Source organism: Paraburkholderia sp. MM5496-R1 (genome assembly GCF_050436205.1).
In the GTDB taxonomy this organism is placed as follows: domain Bacteria; phylum Pseudomonadota; class Gammaproteobacteria; order Burkholderiales; family Burkholderiaceae; genus Paraburkholderia; species Paraburkholderia tuberum.
The window spans coordinates 506252-521660 of sequence record NZ_JBNDLT010000002.1 but is presented as its reverse complement, the minus strand read 5'-3'; the positions used below and the strand labels follow the sequence as shown (position 1 = coordinate 521660).

General features: G+C 62.7%; 13 protein-coding genes and 1 pseudogene. 4 read left to right on the top strand and 10 right to left on the bottom strand.

What is annotated here, in order from left to right:
* The first annotated feature begins 95 nt into the window (after window positions 1–95).
* The 3 genes and pseudogenes from OKW38_RS09140 (at window position 96) to OKW38_RS09130 (ending at window position 3564) form a co-directional block, all read left to right on the top strand.
* Complete coding sequence (locus tag OKW38_RS09140; protein WP_429361099.1) at window positions 96–989, top strand: helix-turn-helix domain-containing protein; 894 nt, start codon at window positions 96–98, stop codon at window positions 987–989.
* Between the two features lie 145 nt (window positions 990–1134).
* Complete coding sequence (locus OKW38_RS09135; RefSeq protein ID WP_429361097.1) at window positions 1135–2358, top strand: glycoside hydrolase family 88 protein; 1224 nt, start codon at window positions 1135–1137, stop codon at window positions 2356–2358.
* Between the two features lie 46 nt (window positions 2359–2404).
* Window positions 2405–3564: pseudogene (locus OKW38_RS09130) on the top strand (fumarylacetoacetate hydrolase family protein).
* Window positions 3565–3653: 89 nt separating this feature from the next.
* Here the strand turns inward: OKW38_RS09130 and OKW38_RS09125 are convergent.
* The 7 genes from OKW38_RS09125 to OKW38_RS09095 form a co-directional block, all read right to left on the bottom strand.
* On the bottom strand, window positions 3654–4661 hold the full coding sequence (locus tag OKW38_RS09125) for a galactitol-1-phosphate 5-dehydrogenase (protein ID WP_090804979.1): 1008 nt from the start codon (window positions 4659–4661) through the stop codon (window positions 3654–3656).
* Between the two features lie 32 nt (window positions 4662–4693).
* On the bottom strand, window positions 4694–5461 hold the full coding sequence (locus OKW38_RS09120; RefSeq protein ID WP_090804981.1) for an SDR family NAD(P)-dependent oxidoreductase: 768 nt from the start codon (window positions 5459–5461) through the stop codon (window positions 4694–4696).
* A gap of 43 nt (window positions 5462–5504) precedes the next feature.
* Complete coding sequence (gene hisD / locus OKW38_RS09115; RefSeq protein ID WP_184043548.1) at window positions 5505–6818, bottom strand: histidinol dehydrogenase; 1314 nt, start codon at window positions 6816–6818, stop codon at window positions 5505–5507.
* A 100-nt stretch (window positions 6819–6918) separates the two neighbouring features.
* Window positions 6919–7977: an ABC transporter substrate-binding protein gene (locus OKW38_RS09110; protein WP_429361095.1), complete on the bottom strand. Its 1059-nt coding sequence runs from the start codon at window positions 7975–7977 to the stop codon at window positions 6919–6921.
* A gap of 65 nt (window positions 7978–8042) precedes the next feature.
* On the bottom strand, window positions 8043–8849 hold the full coding sequence (locus OKW38_RS09105) for an ABC transporter ATP-binding protein (RefSeq protein ID WP_018422900.1): 807 nt from the start codon (window positions 8847–8849) through the stop codon (window positions 8043–8045).
* A 40-nt stretch (window positions 8850–8889) separates the two neighbouring features.
* The gene (locus OKW38_RS09100; protein ID WP_429361093.1) at window positions 8890–9798 is read right to left on the bottom strand and encodes an ABC transporter permease; all 909 of its coding nucleotides are present in this window, start codon (window positions 9796–9798) and stop codon (window positions 8890–8892) included.
* Window positions 9795–10577 carry an ABC transporter permease gene (locus OKW38_RS09095; RefSeq protein WP_429336548.1) on the bottom strand — a complete coding sequence of 261 codons (783 nt, stop codon included), beginning with the start codon at window positions 10575–10577 and terminating at the stop codon, window positions 9795–9797. Before OKW38_RS09095 ends, OKW38_RS09100 begins: the two co-directional genes overlap by 4 nt.
* Before the next feature lie 198 nt (window positions 10578–10775).
* Between OKW38_RS09095 and OKW38_RS09090 the strand changes: the two genes are divergently transcribed.
* Entirely contained in the window at window positions 10776–11822 is a 1047-nt protein-coding gene (locus OKW38_RS09090) for a LacI family DNA-binding transcriptional regulator (protein WP_429361091.1), read from the top strand.
* 33 nt (window positions 11823–11855) lie between these two features.
* Here OKW38_RS09090 and OKW38_RS09085 read toward each other — a convergent pair whose 3' ends face one another.
* From OKW38_RS09085 to dctA, 3 genes are read right to left on the bottom strand one after another with little or no spacing between them, the layout of a single operon-like run.
* Window positions 11856–12857: an Ldh family oxidoreductase gene (locus tag OKW38_RS09085; RefSeq protein WP_090804989.1), complete on the bottom strand. Its 1002-nt coding sequence runs from the start codon at window positions 12855–12857 to the stop codon at window positions 11856–11858.
* Window positions 12854–13837, bottom strand: a complete 984-nt coding sequence (locus OKW38_RS09080; RefSeq protein WP_090804991.1) for a hydroxyacid dehydrogenase — start codon at window positions 13835–13837, stop codon at window positions 12854–12856. The genes OKW38_RS09085 and OKW38_RS09080 overlap by 4 nt, the downstream gene beginning before the upstream one ends.
* A 14-nt stretch (window positions 13838–13851) precedes the next feature.
* Entirely contained in the window at window positions 13852–15186 is a 1335-nt protein-coding gene (gene dctA, locus OKW38_RS09075) for a C4-dicarboxylate transporter DctA (protein ID WP_090804993.1), read from the bottom strand.
* Window positions 15187–15409: the final 223 nt, after the last annotated feature.

Below are 15409 nucleotides of genomic sequence, written 5' to 3'. Positions count from 1 at the left end.
CGACCGGCGAAGGAGAAACAGCACGCTTGATTTAGCCAAGGAGTGAGCTGGCCAAGCGAGCCAAACAAGTGAGCTGGATGCAGGAGACAGATTAAATGCTTAGAGGTTGTGGTTGTCAGTTGCCGGTCTTCAAGATCGCCAACTATGAGTATGGGTCGCGAATCAAGTCGATCGACTTTCATTTCGCACCCCTCGAAGATATGAAATCGACGTTGCCGTATCCTCATCGGCACGAGTTCTATCACATCGTCTGGGTCGTGTCGGGCAGCGGTCACCACATCATCGACTCGATTCGCTACGAGGTGCGGCCCAATACGCTGTTCTTCATGGCGCCGGGCCAGATCCACGACTTCGCGTTGTCCGAAGATACAGTCGGCCACGCGATCAGTTTCTCGTCCGAATTTTTCGCCTTCAAGGTTCAGAACCGCCATTCGCAGACGGAAATTCCGGTCTACGATTTCGAGCGAATTCCGAACACGGTTTATATGAGCGACGCACAAGCTCAGGACCTTCATCATGTGCTGGATGGAATCGATGCGGAATATCAGGGTGAAGAGGCAGGCTACGAGGACGTCATCTGGTCATATCTGCGCGTTCTGCTAATCAAGTCCGTGCGCCTGGGCGGCGACGCCGTGACCGACGTCAATTCGTCGCGTAGCGTGCTGTTGTCGCGACGCTTCAAAAGTCTGCTGGAAAAACATTTCACCACGGTCCACGACGTCGCTCGCTACGCATGCCTGCTGAACGTCACAGAACGCGCGCTGAACGATGCGACGCGCCAGGCGCTCGGCAGCACGGCGGCCAAGCTGATTCGTGAACGCGTGATGCTGGAAGCGAAGCGTCTGTTGCTGCATTCGGAGGTCAATGTGGCGGAGATCGCAACACGGCTTGCCTTCGACGACCCGGCCTACTTCAGCCGATGTTTCCGCAAGCACACGGGCCGCTCGCCAATCGACTTCCGCCGCAGCCTGGAGAAACTGAGCATTTGAAGCAGTGGGACGATAGGCGTCCGGGTGCGACGTAGGAAAGTCCAATATAAGCCGCGCTTCGTCCTAACCGCTGGAACCGCCGCGCTCCTAGAATTTGCGTGCCCCCGTCACTCGGGAAACGCGAAAATCATCAGGAGACAAAGGCGTGAATGCTTCGTACCAAGACCAAGGACTGTCCTCTGACCGGTCCGCCCTCTTCACCGATATCCTCGATCGCATTGCGACCAAAGTTGCAGAGGACGAGCCGACGCTCGGCGTCGAATTCCCCCAGATCACAGCGCCCGACGGAAAGTGGGTCCGGCTTCCGGCGTCGCTGTCCGCAGGCTACAGCGGTTCGGCGTGGAGCCACGGCAATTGGTTTTGCGGGTTCTGGGTCGGACTTTTGCTGACGTCGTATTTGCACACCGGCAACGACAAATACCTCTCGTGGGCCCGCGAGCGCATGCGTCTCGTCGCGCAGCGCGCGCAGGACCCTAACACGCACGACATCGGCTTTATCTTCGACAGCAGCGCCGTCCCGGGCTACGAAATCACCCGCGACTCGTGGTACGCGCACATTGCGATGGAAGCCGCGGACAAACTGCGCGCGCGTCTTGTCACCACGCGCAGCGGCGCCTATCTCGCTTCCTGGGGTCCGCTTGACGATCCGCGCGGACGCAGCGCCTCGGCTATCGACACGATGGCTAATCTATCGTTGCTTTACTGGGCGGCGAACCATTCCGGGGACGGCAGTTATCGCCTCGCCGCCGAAGCGCACTCCGTCATGACCGCCAAGGCGTTTATCCGCCCCGACGATTCGACTTATCACGCGGTGGAGTACGACGTGAGAACCGGTGCGCGCCAGCGCGGCTACACGTTTCAAGGCGCATTCGACGAATCGGCGTGGAGCCGGGGCCAGGCGTGGGCCGTCTATGGCTACGTGAACACGGCGCGTGAAACCGGCAAGCGCAACTGGCTAGACCTTGCCGGGCGGCTAGCGGCGTACTATCTGCGCCGGCTCGATGGACGTCCTGTGCCACCGTGGGATTTCGACGCCACTGGCGCGGACGCGGAAATCAAGGACACTGCCGCAGCAGCGGTGATGGCGTCAGCGCTGATCGAGATGGGCCGTCTGCATCCCGACCCTGCTGATGCGCTTCGCTGGCGCGAACACGGACTCGCGATGCTCGAAGCTCTATGTCGTGACGAGTTTGCCTACGAACCTGCGCAGCGGGGACTTTTGAGGAATTCCTGCTATTCGAAGCCGCACAATGAAGGTGTCGATGGCGCGACGATGTTCGGCGATTTCTTCTTCGCGGAAGCACTGAGTCGCGTGATGCTGCCAGGCAGGCTTCGGCCGGCCGACCCGCAACGCGTATCGCTCGCTTGAAGCGTATCTCCCTCGCGGTTCCCAACTCTCGCTAGCCAGGCCGTCCATGATATCGAACGATCTTCCGCATTTTGTACCTACTGACCTACCCGATGCCCTGCTGGTCGGACGCATCTGGCGAAACGCGCCGATTGACGGGCCGTCGGTCGTCGTTGTTCGCGCCGGTCAGGCCTTCGACATCACGGCGTCGGCGCCGACGACCTCCGATCTGTTCGAGCACGTGGACCTCGTCGAGTTTGCGCATCACGTCGAGGGCGAGGCGCTCGGTCCCGTCGAGAACATCGGCCGCGCATTGCAGTGGCGCCGTGCGATCTTCAGGCCATCAAGGCATGCGGCGTGACCTTTGCCGTGAGCCTGCTCGAACGGGTCATTGAAGAACAGGCCAACGGCGACGCGACTCAAGCCGACATGGTCCGGGCGACGATCGCGCAACTGATCGGCACTGATCTCTCCAGGATTCGCCCCGGCACGGCAGCTGCCGACTGTCTGAAGCGGGAACTGGAACGGCGCGGCGCATGGTCGCAATATATGGAGGTCGGCATTGGGCCGGACGCAGAGGTGTTCACCAAGTCTCAACCGATGTCGGCGGTCGGCTACGGCGCGGACGTTGGGCTGCACCCGGCCTCCCGCTGGAACAATCCCGAGCCAGAAATTGTGCTGGCGGTAAACAGCCGCGGAACGATCGTCGGCGCAACCCTCGGCAACGACGTCAATCTCCGCGACATCGAGGGCCGCAGTGCGTTGCTGCTCGGCAAAGCGAAAGACAACAACGGCTCATGCGCGATCGGTCCTTTTATTCGGTTGTTCGATGAACGCTTCACCATGGACTCGGTGCGGGCGGCCAGCGTGTCGCTCAGGATAGAAGGCGCGGACGACGGATTTATTCTCGAAGGCGTGAGCCACATGCGCGAGATCAGCCGTGACCCAGAGGAACTTGTGGCCCAGACTGCCGGGCCGCATCACCAGTATCCAGACGGCTTCATGCTGTTCCTCGGCACGATGTTCTCTCCAATTGAAGACCGGCATGCTCCGGGCAGCGGCTTCACGCATCACCTCGCGGACAAGGTGACGATTGCAACGCCGGAGCTCGGCGCACTTGTCAACACCGTGCAGTCGTCAACCGAAATCACGCCCTGGCGATTCGGCGTACGCGCTCTTTACGAGACCCTTGCAAAACGGCGGGCGCTTACCCGCGCCATGGCGTAGGTACCATTCACGTGGACCGCCTCCGCGGATTCCAGCCTCGCCAAGCTACAAAGACTTTGTTCGCGAATCAGCGGAACGGGATACTAAATTTAGAAGCCCGGCGTCAGGACGACTTTCCCTGACGCCGTCCTGCCGTTCTGCAAATCGTCGAACGCCTGGCTTCCGGCATCGAGCGGCCGCACGTCGAGCCAATCCAGCGAACCGAACGCGCCTTCGTGCAACGCCGAAACCGTCGCGCGAAGATCCGCCATCGTATAGGTGTACGTACCCAGCAGCGTGATTTCAGCGAGCGTCAGCTTGCGCATATCGATTTCGCTTGCCCAGTCCTGGAGGCCGATGTGCATCACGACGCCGCCAGGCTTCACCGACGATAACGCGAGCGCGCGTGTCGGCTTTGCGCCCACGGCATCGATCACGAACTCAAACCGGCTTTCAGGCGCCGGCGCGTCCAACGGATCCCATGTCTCGCACTGCGCATGCTGCTGCGCCGATCGTCGACGCAGCGGATTGACCTCCGCCATTTCAACCGACCGGCAGCCATACGATTTCAGTAACAACGCCGACAGCAAGCCAATCGCCCCGCCGCCAATGACCAGGGCGCGGGTTTCCGGCAACGGTCTTTGCAGCGCGCGCATCGACAGATTCAGCGCATGCAGCGCCGTAGCAGCCGGCTCGGTCACCGCGGCGTGCGTTGCGGGCATCTCCTGCGGAATTTCGACAACGCATCCCGCAGGCAACGACATATATTGTGCAAATGCACCCGGACGCGTCATGCCGACCATCGTCCGGTTCGCGCACAGATTGTCGCGCCCCTGCACACAATATTCACAGTGCCCGCAGGTGATCAACGGATTGCCCGTGACGCGCAAGCCTTTCATCAGATGCGGTGCGCGCGTCTCCACGATCGTGCCGGCGAACTCATGACCGAGAATGAGGCCGGGTTTGCGTCGCGGATCGTGGCCGTGGAATGCATGCATATCGGAGCCGCAAATACCGACCGCATCGATCCTGAGTATCACCTCGCCGTCGGCTGCCAGCGGTTCGGGCCGATCCAGCAACTGGACCTCATTGGGCTGCGTGTAGACAAGTGCTTTCACAAGCGTTCTCCGTCGTGCAATTGCGTTACCGCCTACCGCGCGGTGTACCCGCCGTCGACCATGATGGTCTGGCCCGTGACGTACGCGGACGCGTCACTCGCAAGAAACACCGTGACGCCATACAGATCGTCGAGTTGTCCATTGCGTCCGATGCACGTGTTCTGCGCGTGCATGTCCGCGACGCGCGCGTCGTTGAAAACGGGAGCCGTCAGCGCAGTGGGGAAAAAGCCCGGCCCAATCGCGTTGCACGTGATGCCGTAGCGTGACCACGCCTGCGCGATAGCACGCGTCAATTGCACGACACCGCCCTTCGCCGCGCCGTATGGCGCGCTATCATTGAATGCACGGTATGACTGCAGCGACGCGATGTTGATGATGCGACCATGTCCGCGCGCCTTCATCGAGGGTGCGAGCGCCTGCGTCATGAAGAACGGCGCGCCAAGATGCAGTGCGAGCTGCTGTTGCCACGCTTGCGGCGTCACTTCATCGAATGGTTGACGCAGATTGACGCCCGCCGCGTTGACGAGAATGTCAATCTGGCCGTGCTGTGCCGCTGCATCGAGCGCGCAGGCGCGCGCCGCATGCGCGTCGCTCAGATCGCATGCGTGCATGTGCGCATCGATACCGTCATCCCGCAGCCGCATTGCCGCTTCGTCGAGCGCATCACTTCGCCGCGCCACCAGCACGACGCGCGCACCCGCCCCGCCCAACGCGCGCGCCATCGCTTCGCCGATGCCCGAGTTGCCGCCGGTCACGAGCGCGGTTCTGCCATTCAGGTCGAATAGTCGAGCGATATTCAACGGTGTCCTCCTTCGTCGTACCGATTGCACGTGCCGACGGCGTTCATACCTGTACCGGTTCGCCACGCACGAATGCTTCGTCGGGAAAGTACTTCTGCAGGCGGTCGTCAGCGGTACGGGCGTGGGCTTCCATGCCTTCGAGCCGCGAGATACGCGCCGTTACTTCGCCAATGCGCTTCGCCGCATCGCGCGTCATGCGCTGCCACGTCAGCGTCTTCACGAACTTGTGCACCGAGAGCCCCCCTGAATAGCGCGCTGCGCCCTTGGTGGGCAGAACGTGATTCGGACCGCTCGCCTTGTCGCCGAATGCGACCGTCGTTTCTTCGCCGAGAAAGAGCGAGCCGTAGCACGTCAGATGTTCGAGCCACCAGTCCAGATCGGCAGCCTGCACTTCGAGGTGTTCCGATGCATAGCGGTCAGACACGTCCACCACTTCCTCTCGCGTGTCGCACAGGATCACTTCGCCATAGTCGCGCCACGCGGCGCCTGCGGCATCGTGTGCGGTCGGCGGCAACGCATCGATGAGTTGCGGAACCCGCTCAATGACCTCGTCGGCGAGCGCCTTCGACGTCGTGAACAACCATGCCGGCGACTCGTGGCCATGCTCGGCCTGGCCGACCAGATCGCTCGCGACCATCGCCGGGTCGGCACTGGCGTCGGCGATCACCGCAACTTCCGACGGCCCCGCGAAGACGTCGATCCCAACCTTGCCAAAGAGCGCGCGCTTCGCCTCCGCGACGAACTTGTTGCCCGGCCCCACCACAACGTCCGCCTGCTTGCCGGTAAAAAGCCCATACGCCATCGACGCAATCGCCTGCACGCCTCCCAGCGTCATCACGACATCGGCGCCTGCCGCCTTGAACGCATACAGCACATACGGATGGATGCCGCCTCCGCGAAACGGGCTCGAACAGGCAATCACCGTCTTCACGCCCGCTGCCTTGGCAGTCGCAACGCCCATGTATGCCGACGCGATATGCGCGTACCTGCCAGCAGGCGCATAACAGCCGACCACGTTGACGGGCACCACTTTTTGCCCTGCCGTCACGCCTGGATACAGTTCGACCGAGAAATCCCCAATCGAGCGCCGCTGTGCGAGCGCGAAGTCGAATACCTGTTGCGCGGCGAAATCGATATCGGCCTTCACGTGCGCGGGCACTTCGAGCGCACGCCGTTCGATCTCATCGGCGCAGACGATGATCGGACCGTCCCAGTTATCGAGTTTCTTCGCATACGCACGCGCGGCGTCTTCGCCATGCGCCTGAATCTGCGCAAGCATTTCACCGACGACCTGTTGCGCCGTCGCGGTCTCGGTTTCCGGCGTCTTGGCTGCTTTCTTCAGGTAAGTCACGCTCATCGCCTTCTCCTTCATCGATGTTAAAAATAATGCAAGCGCTTGCAGCGAGGGGCTTTTAAAAGGCCACACCGTGGCCTTTTTGCGCGATCGCAACCGCGCGTTATTTGCTGCCGTCCATTGCGAACGCCGCGAGTTTAGGGTCGTCCAACACACGCTTCATCGCGCTGTCGTCGATATAGTCTTTTGCTTCGGGGACGGACGCGAGCGCGCCCGATGCATGCATGAACTGCGCGATCTTCGTGAACGAATCGTCGGCCTGCGATGCGCCTTTCGTGCGGTCCATCGCGGCGAGTTGCTGCTTCAGGTCGAAGGTCGGGCGCGTAGCGAATTCCTTGCGCATCGAATCGTCGCTGATGCTGACGCCGCCCTCCTGGTAAAACTTCTTCATCATCGCGACGGCCTGGTCAGGGTGCGCCTTCATCCACGCCCATGCATGCAGATAGACGGCGAGAAACTTTGCCACCTGATCGGGATGCTGCTTCTCGAATTCGCCACGCGTGACGAGCGCGCCGGGCACCGATGCGCCGCCGTCCTTACCGGAGCACAACACGCGCGCGCCCGCCTTCTCTTCGAGCGTATAGTCATACGGCGCCCACACGCCCGCGTAATCAGCATTGCCCGACGACACAGCGGAAATGATCTCGGCCTGGCCCATGTTCTTGAGCGTCACATCAGCCTTCGTCAGCCCATACTTTTTCAGGCATGCCTGTACCGCGTAATCACCCGTCGAGTTGGACGTCAACACGATGGTTTGGCCTTTCAGCGACGCCGGATTGCGGCGCACCGCGTCATAACGCGCCTTGCTCGCCATCAGAACGTTGCCCTGCGATTCGTCGTTTGTCAGGCCGATCACCTGAATGCCGAAGCGCTGGTAGCCGAGCACCGCCGGCACGGAACCCGTGCCGCCCACGTCCCACGATTTCGACGCCGCCGCCGCAATCTGCGGCACGCCGGCGGGAAACACCGAAAACTCGGGCTTCAATCCGACCTCTGCCCACCACCCTTTTTCGGTTGCGACATAGAACGGCAACGCCCAATACAGCGCGGGCTGATAGCTGACCCTGATCGGAGTGAGATCGGCGGACCACACCGTGCCCGGCAACGCCGCACTGCCCGCGCAGAGCAACGCGATGAAAGGGATCGCACGCAGACGTTTCATGTTGGTCTCCTGTTTTATGGGGTATTGCGCTCAGCCGTTGGAACCGGTGGCAGTTTTATGCAGCTTCATGCAGCGACACGTTCGACAGCGCCGTGTTCGTCGCGCAACGACTTCCAGATATGCGTGCGCAACCGGACGAACGATTCGAGATCCATCACGTCTTCGATCCGCTTGCACGCGTCCCAGCCATGCTGCTCGCGCACGGACTTCACATCGATCACTTCTTTCACGCGCCCCGGCCGGCCCGTCATCACGACGACGCGATCCGCGAGATACACCGACTCTTCGACCGCGTGCGTGATGAACAGCACCGTGCGCGGATTCACGCGCGTGAGCCGCACCAGTTCTTCCTGCATGACGACCCGGGTTTGGGCATCGAGCGCGCCGAACGGCTCGTCCATCAGCAGCACGCCGGGGTCGAGCGCATACGCGCGCGCGATCGCGACGCGCTGCTGCATGCCGCCCGATAGTTGATGCGGATACGCCTGCTCGTAGCCGCGCAGATTCATCAGCGACAGATAGCGCTCGATCGTTTCGCGTCTTGCGTCGGCGGCCATGCCCTTCGCGCGCAAGCCGAGATCGATGTTGTCCCACACTGTCTTCCACGGGAACAGCGCGAACTGCTGAAAGACGACCGCGCGATCGGGTCCTGGCCGTGTCACCTTGCGGCCCGCCACCGTCACGCTGCCCGAAGTCGGAAACTCGAGACCCGCGACCATCCGCAGACACGTCGTCTTGCCACAGCCCGACGGCCCGACGATCGCAACGAATTCCTTGTCGGCGATTTCCAGTTCGACGTGTTCCAGCGCGACGACGCTCGCCTTGTCGCGCCTGAACATGCGGGACACGTCATTGAAACGAATCATGCTCATCGTGCGCTCCGTCACGGTTGAGAGAGTGAAGCCACGGGTGCTAGTGCCGGGCGACGCGCCGGTTGCGCATCGCGTACGCTTCGATGCGTCCAAGCAGCAGGTCGATTGCCGCGCCCACCATACCGATTGCGATCATCGCGCTCATCACCGTCGCCGTGTCGATTGCCGCTTGTCCCTTGACCATCATGTAGCCAATGCCGCTCGACGCGACGATCAGTTCGGCGCCGACCAGCGACATCCAGCCCAGTCCCGCCGCGACGCGCACACCTGCGATCACCGACGGCAACGCGCCTGGCAGCAGCACTTCGCAGACGATCATCCGGTTCGACGCGCCGAGCATGCGCGCCGCTTCGAGCAGCCTGCCGTCGACCTGCTGCGCACCGCGATAAGCATTGACGACGCACGGCGGAAACGCACCCGCAAAAATGATCAGCACCGGGCCACCGATGCCCGTGCCGAACCACAACGCGGCAAACGGCACCCATGCAATCGGCGCGATGAAACGCACGGTTTCGAAGAGCGGCGTCACGCAGTAGTCGAGCCAGCGGAACCAGCCCATCATCAGACCGAGCGGCACACCCAGCGCGACGGCCAGCAAAAAGCCCATCAGATAGCGCTGCAAGCTCGACCACAGATGCACTTCGAGCGTGTAACCGACAAACGGATGCGTGAGCAGATCGGCAAACTTGTGAACGACTGCAAGCGGCGTCGGTAGAAAGATCGCGGGGACGAGTTCTGCTGCCGATGCCAGCCACCAGATGCCGAAGAACGCGATCAGCCCCGCGGCATTCAGCGTCCAGAGCGGCACGTTGCGTCGAGCCACAGCACGCCCAGGCTCGCTGACCATCTTGCGCTGGCGCAACGTGCGTGCCGCACTGCCGGACTCGCGATCGACGCCGACGGACTCGATGTCAGGATGCGCGACACCGCGCAGATGACCCGGTTTCATCTGTTCGCTCTCCAAGGCATGAGTTGCCGTTCGATTTGCCCAAGCGCGAGCGTCATCAACCATCCACACAGCGCGACCGTCAGCATCGCAACGACGATCATCGCCGGATAGATGTCGAGCGAGCCTTGCGTCAGCAGATGCCCGAGACCTTTGACCGAACCGATCAGTTCGCCCGCCACGAGCGTCGTCCATGAAGCCTGCAATGACAGGCGCAAGCCTGTGAAAATCATCGGCAGCGCGCCGGGAATCATCACTTCCAGCACGAAGCGCGAACGCCGCAAACCCAGCATCTCGGCGGCTTCGAGCATCGGCACGTCGAGATTGCGCACGCCCGCGAAACTGTTGATCACGCATGGCACGAACGCCGCGAACCAGATCACCATCACCTTCGCGGAGTCGCCGAGTCCAAGCCAGACGATCGCGAGCGGAATCCACGCGAGCGGCGGAATGGGTCGCAACAGCAGAAAGATCGGGTTGAAGAACGCTTGCGCACGCGCCGAGTAGCCCATCCATAGGCCGAGCGGCACGCCCGTCACCGCCGCCGTCGCGAAGCCGTATAGAACGAGCTTCACGCTCTGCACGATGTGCTGGTCGAGACGGCCGTCGGCATAACCGACCGTCACCACCTGGGCAAGCGCCTGCCAGGTATCGAACGGAGTGGGGAATCTCGACGCTGCGACGATGCCTGTGAGAGCCGTCAGCACGTACCACGCGGCGAGCGTTGCAGCGAGCGTGCCGATGCTGCACAGGAAGCGCGGTGAACGGAATGCGGGGAACACATTGTCTCCTGCCTGTTCAGCGGGCGTGAAATGCAACGCGCCGCGCAATGAAATGTAACCGCTTGCATTTGAATATAGACGCTATGATCACGGGTCACATCGGGATTTATACCGATTCGAATGATGTTGTACTGTCGTTCGCTTGCAATCGGGCACTACAATCAATTGAGCCTATCCAAACCGGTCTGATCTGCCGCAATGAATACCTTGCCACGCGCCCGTATCAGCGATGTCGCCACACTCGCCGGCGTCTCGACGGCAACTGTGTCGCGCGCTCTCTCCAACCCCGACATGGTGAAAGCGGACACGCGCGCGCGCATCCGTGATGCGATCGCCACGCTGGGATATGTGCCCGACGGCGCGGCGCGCGCGCTTGCGCTGGGCCGTGCGCGAATGGTCGGCGCAATCGTGCCGACGCTCGACAACGCGATCTTCGCGCGTGCGGTGCAAGGCTTGCAAACCACACTGTCGAATTCCGGCTATCAGTTGCTGATCTCCGCGCACGAGTACAACCTGTCCGCGGAAATCGAAGTCGTGCGCGCGCTGCTGGAACGTGCTGTCGACGCAATCGTTCTGGTCGGCACCGACCATGCGCCGCAAACCTATGAACTGATTCGCGCGAGCCACGTCGCGCTGCTGCTGACCTGGTCGCACGCCGAGCGGCCCGGCGCAGCCGGCAGCGGCGACGCAGATACACCGCCGTCGATTGGCTTCGACAACCAGTTGATCGGGCAACTGCCCGCTGAACATCTGCTCGAACTCGGTCATCGCCGCTTCGGCGTGATCTCGGGCTTCACGCGCCATAACGACCGCGCGCGTCAGCGGATCGAAGGCTTCCGGCGAACCCTTGCACAGCACGATATCCGCCTGCCTGATGCGAACATCATCGAACAGCCGTTCGGCTTCGAAGGCGGTCGCGCCGGGCTCAAGCTACTGACGCAATTGCGCCCTGCTCCAAGCGCCATTTTCTGCGGCAATGACGTGCTCGCGCTGGGTTGCCTGTTCGAAGCGCAATCGGCCGGTATCGCCGTGCCGCAGCAGTTATCGATTGTCGGTTGCGACAATCTGCCCATCGTCTCGCAGATCACACCAGGTCTCACTACCGTGCTGTTGCCCACTTACGAACTCGGCGAACGCGTCGCCCGCGCACTGCTGCGCTGGCTCTCGGACGGCGTGCCGCCGCAGCGCGAGTGTCTGCCGATCGAACTGATCGTGCGTGGCACGAGCGGCCCGGCGCCCGCGTGAAGTGCGCCTGGTTCCTTTCGGCGGATTCGCGCATCACGCGACCAAGGTCTGCAACTGTGTGAGCAACGCATCGGGAATCTCGATTCCATCGCGGCTTGCCGCGTCGGCCAACGCATGCCGCCGTTGCCCTGGCAAACGGACATCCGCATCCTGCAACATCGCCGCGACAAGCGCCTCGACCCGTTCTACGTACATCTCATTGCCCGCCAGCGCGCCCGGATCGATGGCCCAGAACAGATGGCCGATCCGCGAGCGTGCCCCCTCCTCGGTCAGGAACGAGCCCGCTTCATAGCCGAAGTTCGCGCCCGCCAGCGCCGCCGCCAGCAGTTCGACCATCAGCGCGAGCATCGCGCCTTTCGCGCCGCCGAACGGGAGCATCATGCCGTCGAGCGCCGCCCTGGCGTCGGTGGTCGGCGTACCGTCACGGGCGGTCGCCCAGCCGGACGGGATGGGCTTGCCTTCGCGCGCCGCAACCATGATCTTGCCGCGCGCCACTTGCGACAGCGACAGGTCGACCATCAATGCGTCGCCATTGCGGCGCGGAAACACGGCGGCAATGGGATTGGTGCCGAATAGCGCATGACGCCCGCCCCACGCGGGCATCGCCGCCGGCGAATTGCTGAACGCAAGGCCCACCATGCCCGCCGCGCCGATCGCCTCCAGGTGATATGCGCCGACGCCGAAATGATGGCTGCGGGTCACGCTCGCCACTGCGCTGCCGTGTTCGCGCGCACGGCCGATCAAGGTCTCGACAGCAAGCGCGCAGGCGGGAAACGCCATGCCATCGGCGGCATCGACGAGCACGGCGGCGTTGCGCGTCGCAACAATGGAGGGCTTCGCCTGCGGATCGACGCGCCCGTTGCGCAACTGCGCGACGTACATCGGCAAACGCGAAACACCGTGCGACGACAACCCGCACGAGTCCGCATACACCAACGCGCGGGCCGTGGCCGTCGCGGTCTCCGGCGTTGCGCCCGCGTTGCGGACGGCGCGCGTCGCAAGTTCTAGCAGTTCGTCGGCTGAGACTCGCGTCATCGTGAAATTCCTTCGGTTACGTGTGAATCACGCTGCGCAAGCAGGGCCTCCGTCACGCGCGCCGCAACGAGCGTGCTGACACGTTCGTTCGACTGCATGGTCAGCCCCGCAATGTGCGGCGTGAGAATGAGGTTTGGTGCGTCGGCCAGCGGGGAACGGGCGGCGAGCGGCTCATCGTTGAAAACGTCGAGCGCCGCGCCGCCAATGCGGCCTTCGCGCAACGCCAAGGCAAGCGCCGCTTCATCGACGATCCCGCCGCGCGACGTGTTGACGATGATCGCGTGGCGCTTCAGCGCCGCGAGTTGCGATGCGCCGAGCAGATTGCGCGTGCTGTCGACGAGCGGCACATGCAGCGTGATCACATCGGCGGCACGCAACGCTTCGTCGATGCTCACGCGGCGTGCGCCGGTCGCGGCCCAGCACGCCGCGTCGGCCGGCTGCAGCGGATCGTAGGCGAGCACCTGCATGCCCAGCGCGCGCGCGAGCTGCGCAACGAGTTGCCCGATGCCGCCGAAGCCGATGACGGCAAGCGTGCTACCCGCCGCTTCGCGGCCATTCGAAAGCGCCGCGCGCGGCCATTTGCCCGCCGCGACCTCCATGCTCGAACGGTATGCACCGCGCAGCAGCATCAGTGCCGTGGCGAGCACGTACTCGGCCACCGCGCGTGCATTCGCACCCGTCGCCGGGAACACCGATACGTTGCGTTGCGCGCATGCGTCCAGATCGATGTTGTCGAGCCCGACGCCCAGACGCCCCACTACGCTCAGACGCGGCGCGGCATCGAGCAGCGCGGCCCTTACCTGCGTGCGATTGCGCACGATCAGCGCGTCGGCATCGGCCAGCAACGCGTTCAACGCAACGGGTTGATCGACGAGCGACGCATCGGCATGCACGTCGAAGTGCTCGCTGAGCGCTGCGACTGCGCAAGTATCGATGAATTCGCTGATGACGATCTTCTTGCGCGTCGCGCGCGGATTCATATTCAGGTTCGTGCTCAATTCGAGCGCTCCTGTATATACGCGGGCGGCGCCATGTCGTTGACATCGCTTGCGTTCGCTTGCGGCTCGCCGCGTTGAACTTCCGGCGGCGCGGCCAGCAGTTTGCGCGCGGCCTGCACATCGAATGCGCCTTCCCAGCGGGCGACGACAATCGTCGCCACCGCATTGCCGATCATGTTCACGATCGCGCGAACCTCGTTGAGCACGCGATCGATACCGAGTATCAGCGTAATGCCCGCAACCGGAATGATGTTGTGCGTCGACAGTGTCGCCGTCAGTGCGACCAGCGCCGCACCCGCCACGCCCGCGCCGCCCTTTGACGTCACCATCAATATCGCCAGCAGCCCGATCTGTTGCAGTAGCGTGAGATGGGTATTGGTGGCCTGCGCGATGAAGAGCGAGGTCATCGTCAGATAGATCGCGGCGCCGTCGAGGTTGAACGAATAGCCCGTCGGCAGCACGAGCCCGACTACCGGCTTCGGACACCCAAGCCGTTCGAGCTTTTCCATCAAACGAGGCAACACCGATTCCGTTGTAGACGTGCCCAATACGATCAGCAGTTCCTCACGCAGATACTTGAGCAGCGGCCACAACCCCACGCCCGCCCAGCGGCAGATCGTGCCCAGCACCAGGGCGATGAAGAGAAAGCTCGTCAGATAGAAGCACACGATCAACAGACCGAGTTGCTGCAACGTCGAAATGCCATATTTTCCGACTGTGAACGCCATCGCGCCGAACGCGCCAAGGGGAGCCAGGCGCATGATCATTTCGACGATCCGCATCAGCGCTTCGCCGCTCTGTTCGATCACGCGCGACAGGAAGCGGCTGCGCCGCGACATGATCGATAGCGCGATGCCGAACAACACCGAGAACAGCAACACCTGCAACAGATCGCCCCGCGCGAACGCGCCCACGACCGAATTCGGCACGATCTCTTCGAGGAAGCTGGTGTTCGACTGCGCGTGAACTTCCGTCACGTAATGGCTGACTGCATGCGTATCGAGCGTCTTCGGATCGATGTTCAGCCCGGAGCCGGGGTGCAGCAGATTGGCGACGACAAGGCCGATGACGAGCGCCACCGTCGTCACCGCTTCGAAGTACACGATGGTTTTGAGGCCGACGCGCCCGACCTGCTTGAGATTCTCCATCCGCGCGATGCCGACGGAGACGGTACAGAAGATCACCAGCGTGATCAGCATCTTGATGAGCCGGATAAAGGTATCACCGAACGGCTTCATCTGGACGCCGAGATCCGGCCAGAAATAACCGACGAGAATGCCTGCCGCAAGTCCGATCAGAACCTGCACGTAAAGATGTTTTAGCACGCGCAAGATGGTGTCTCCTCCACTCGCTGCTGCTGGAAAATGGAACAGCGCCGTGCGGCGCGTGCCGGGCTTCTCGGGCCCGAGACGTCACGCGTGCGCGCGCTGCTGCGAAAACTCCATTGAATACGGGGGATCCGAAGCTGACGCGAAGCTAACTGTCATCGCAGCCGCCTGCGCGATCAGGATTCATGCGCTATGCAGCGCGGCCCGTCGCGAGGACGGGCCCGGA

Bases quoted from the DNA above. Each gene is read 5' to 3' on its own strand.
- OKW38_RS09110 (WP_429361095.1), bottom strand. From the start codon at position 7,977: ATGAAACGTCTGCGTGCGATCCCTTTCATCGCGTTGCTCTGCGCGGGC.
- OKW38_RS09140 (WP_429361099.1), top strand. From the start codon at position 96: ATGCTTAGAGGTTGTGGTTGTCAGTTGCCGGTCTTCAAGATCGCCAAC.
- hisD (WP_184043548.1), bottom strand. From the start codon at position 6,818: ATGAGCGTGACTTACCTGAAGAAAGCAGCCAAGACGCCGGAAACCGAG.
- OKW38_RS09090 (WP_429361091.1), top strand. From the start codon at position 10,776: ATGAATACCTTGCCACGCGCCCGTATCAGCGATGTCGCCACACTCGCC.
- OKW38_RS09085 (WP_090804989.1), bottom strand. From the start codon at position 12,857: ATGACGCGAGTCTCAGCCGACGAACTGCTAGAACTTGCGACGCGCGCC.
- OKW38_RS09105 (WP_018422900.1), bottom strand. From the start codon at position 8,849: ATGAGCATGATTCGTTTCAATGACGTGTCCCGCATGTTCAGGCGCGAC.
- OKW38_RS09080 (WP_090804991.1), bottom strand. From the start codon at position 13,837: ATGAATCCGCGCGCGACGCGCAAGAAGATCGTCATCAGCGAATTCATC.
- OKW38_RS09100 (WP_429361093.1), bottom strand. From the start codon at position 9,798: ATGAAACCGGGTCATCTGCGCGGTGTCGCGCATCCTGACATCGAGTCC.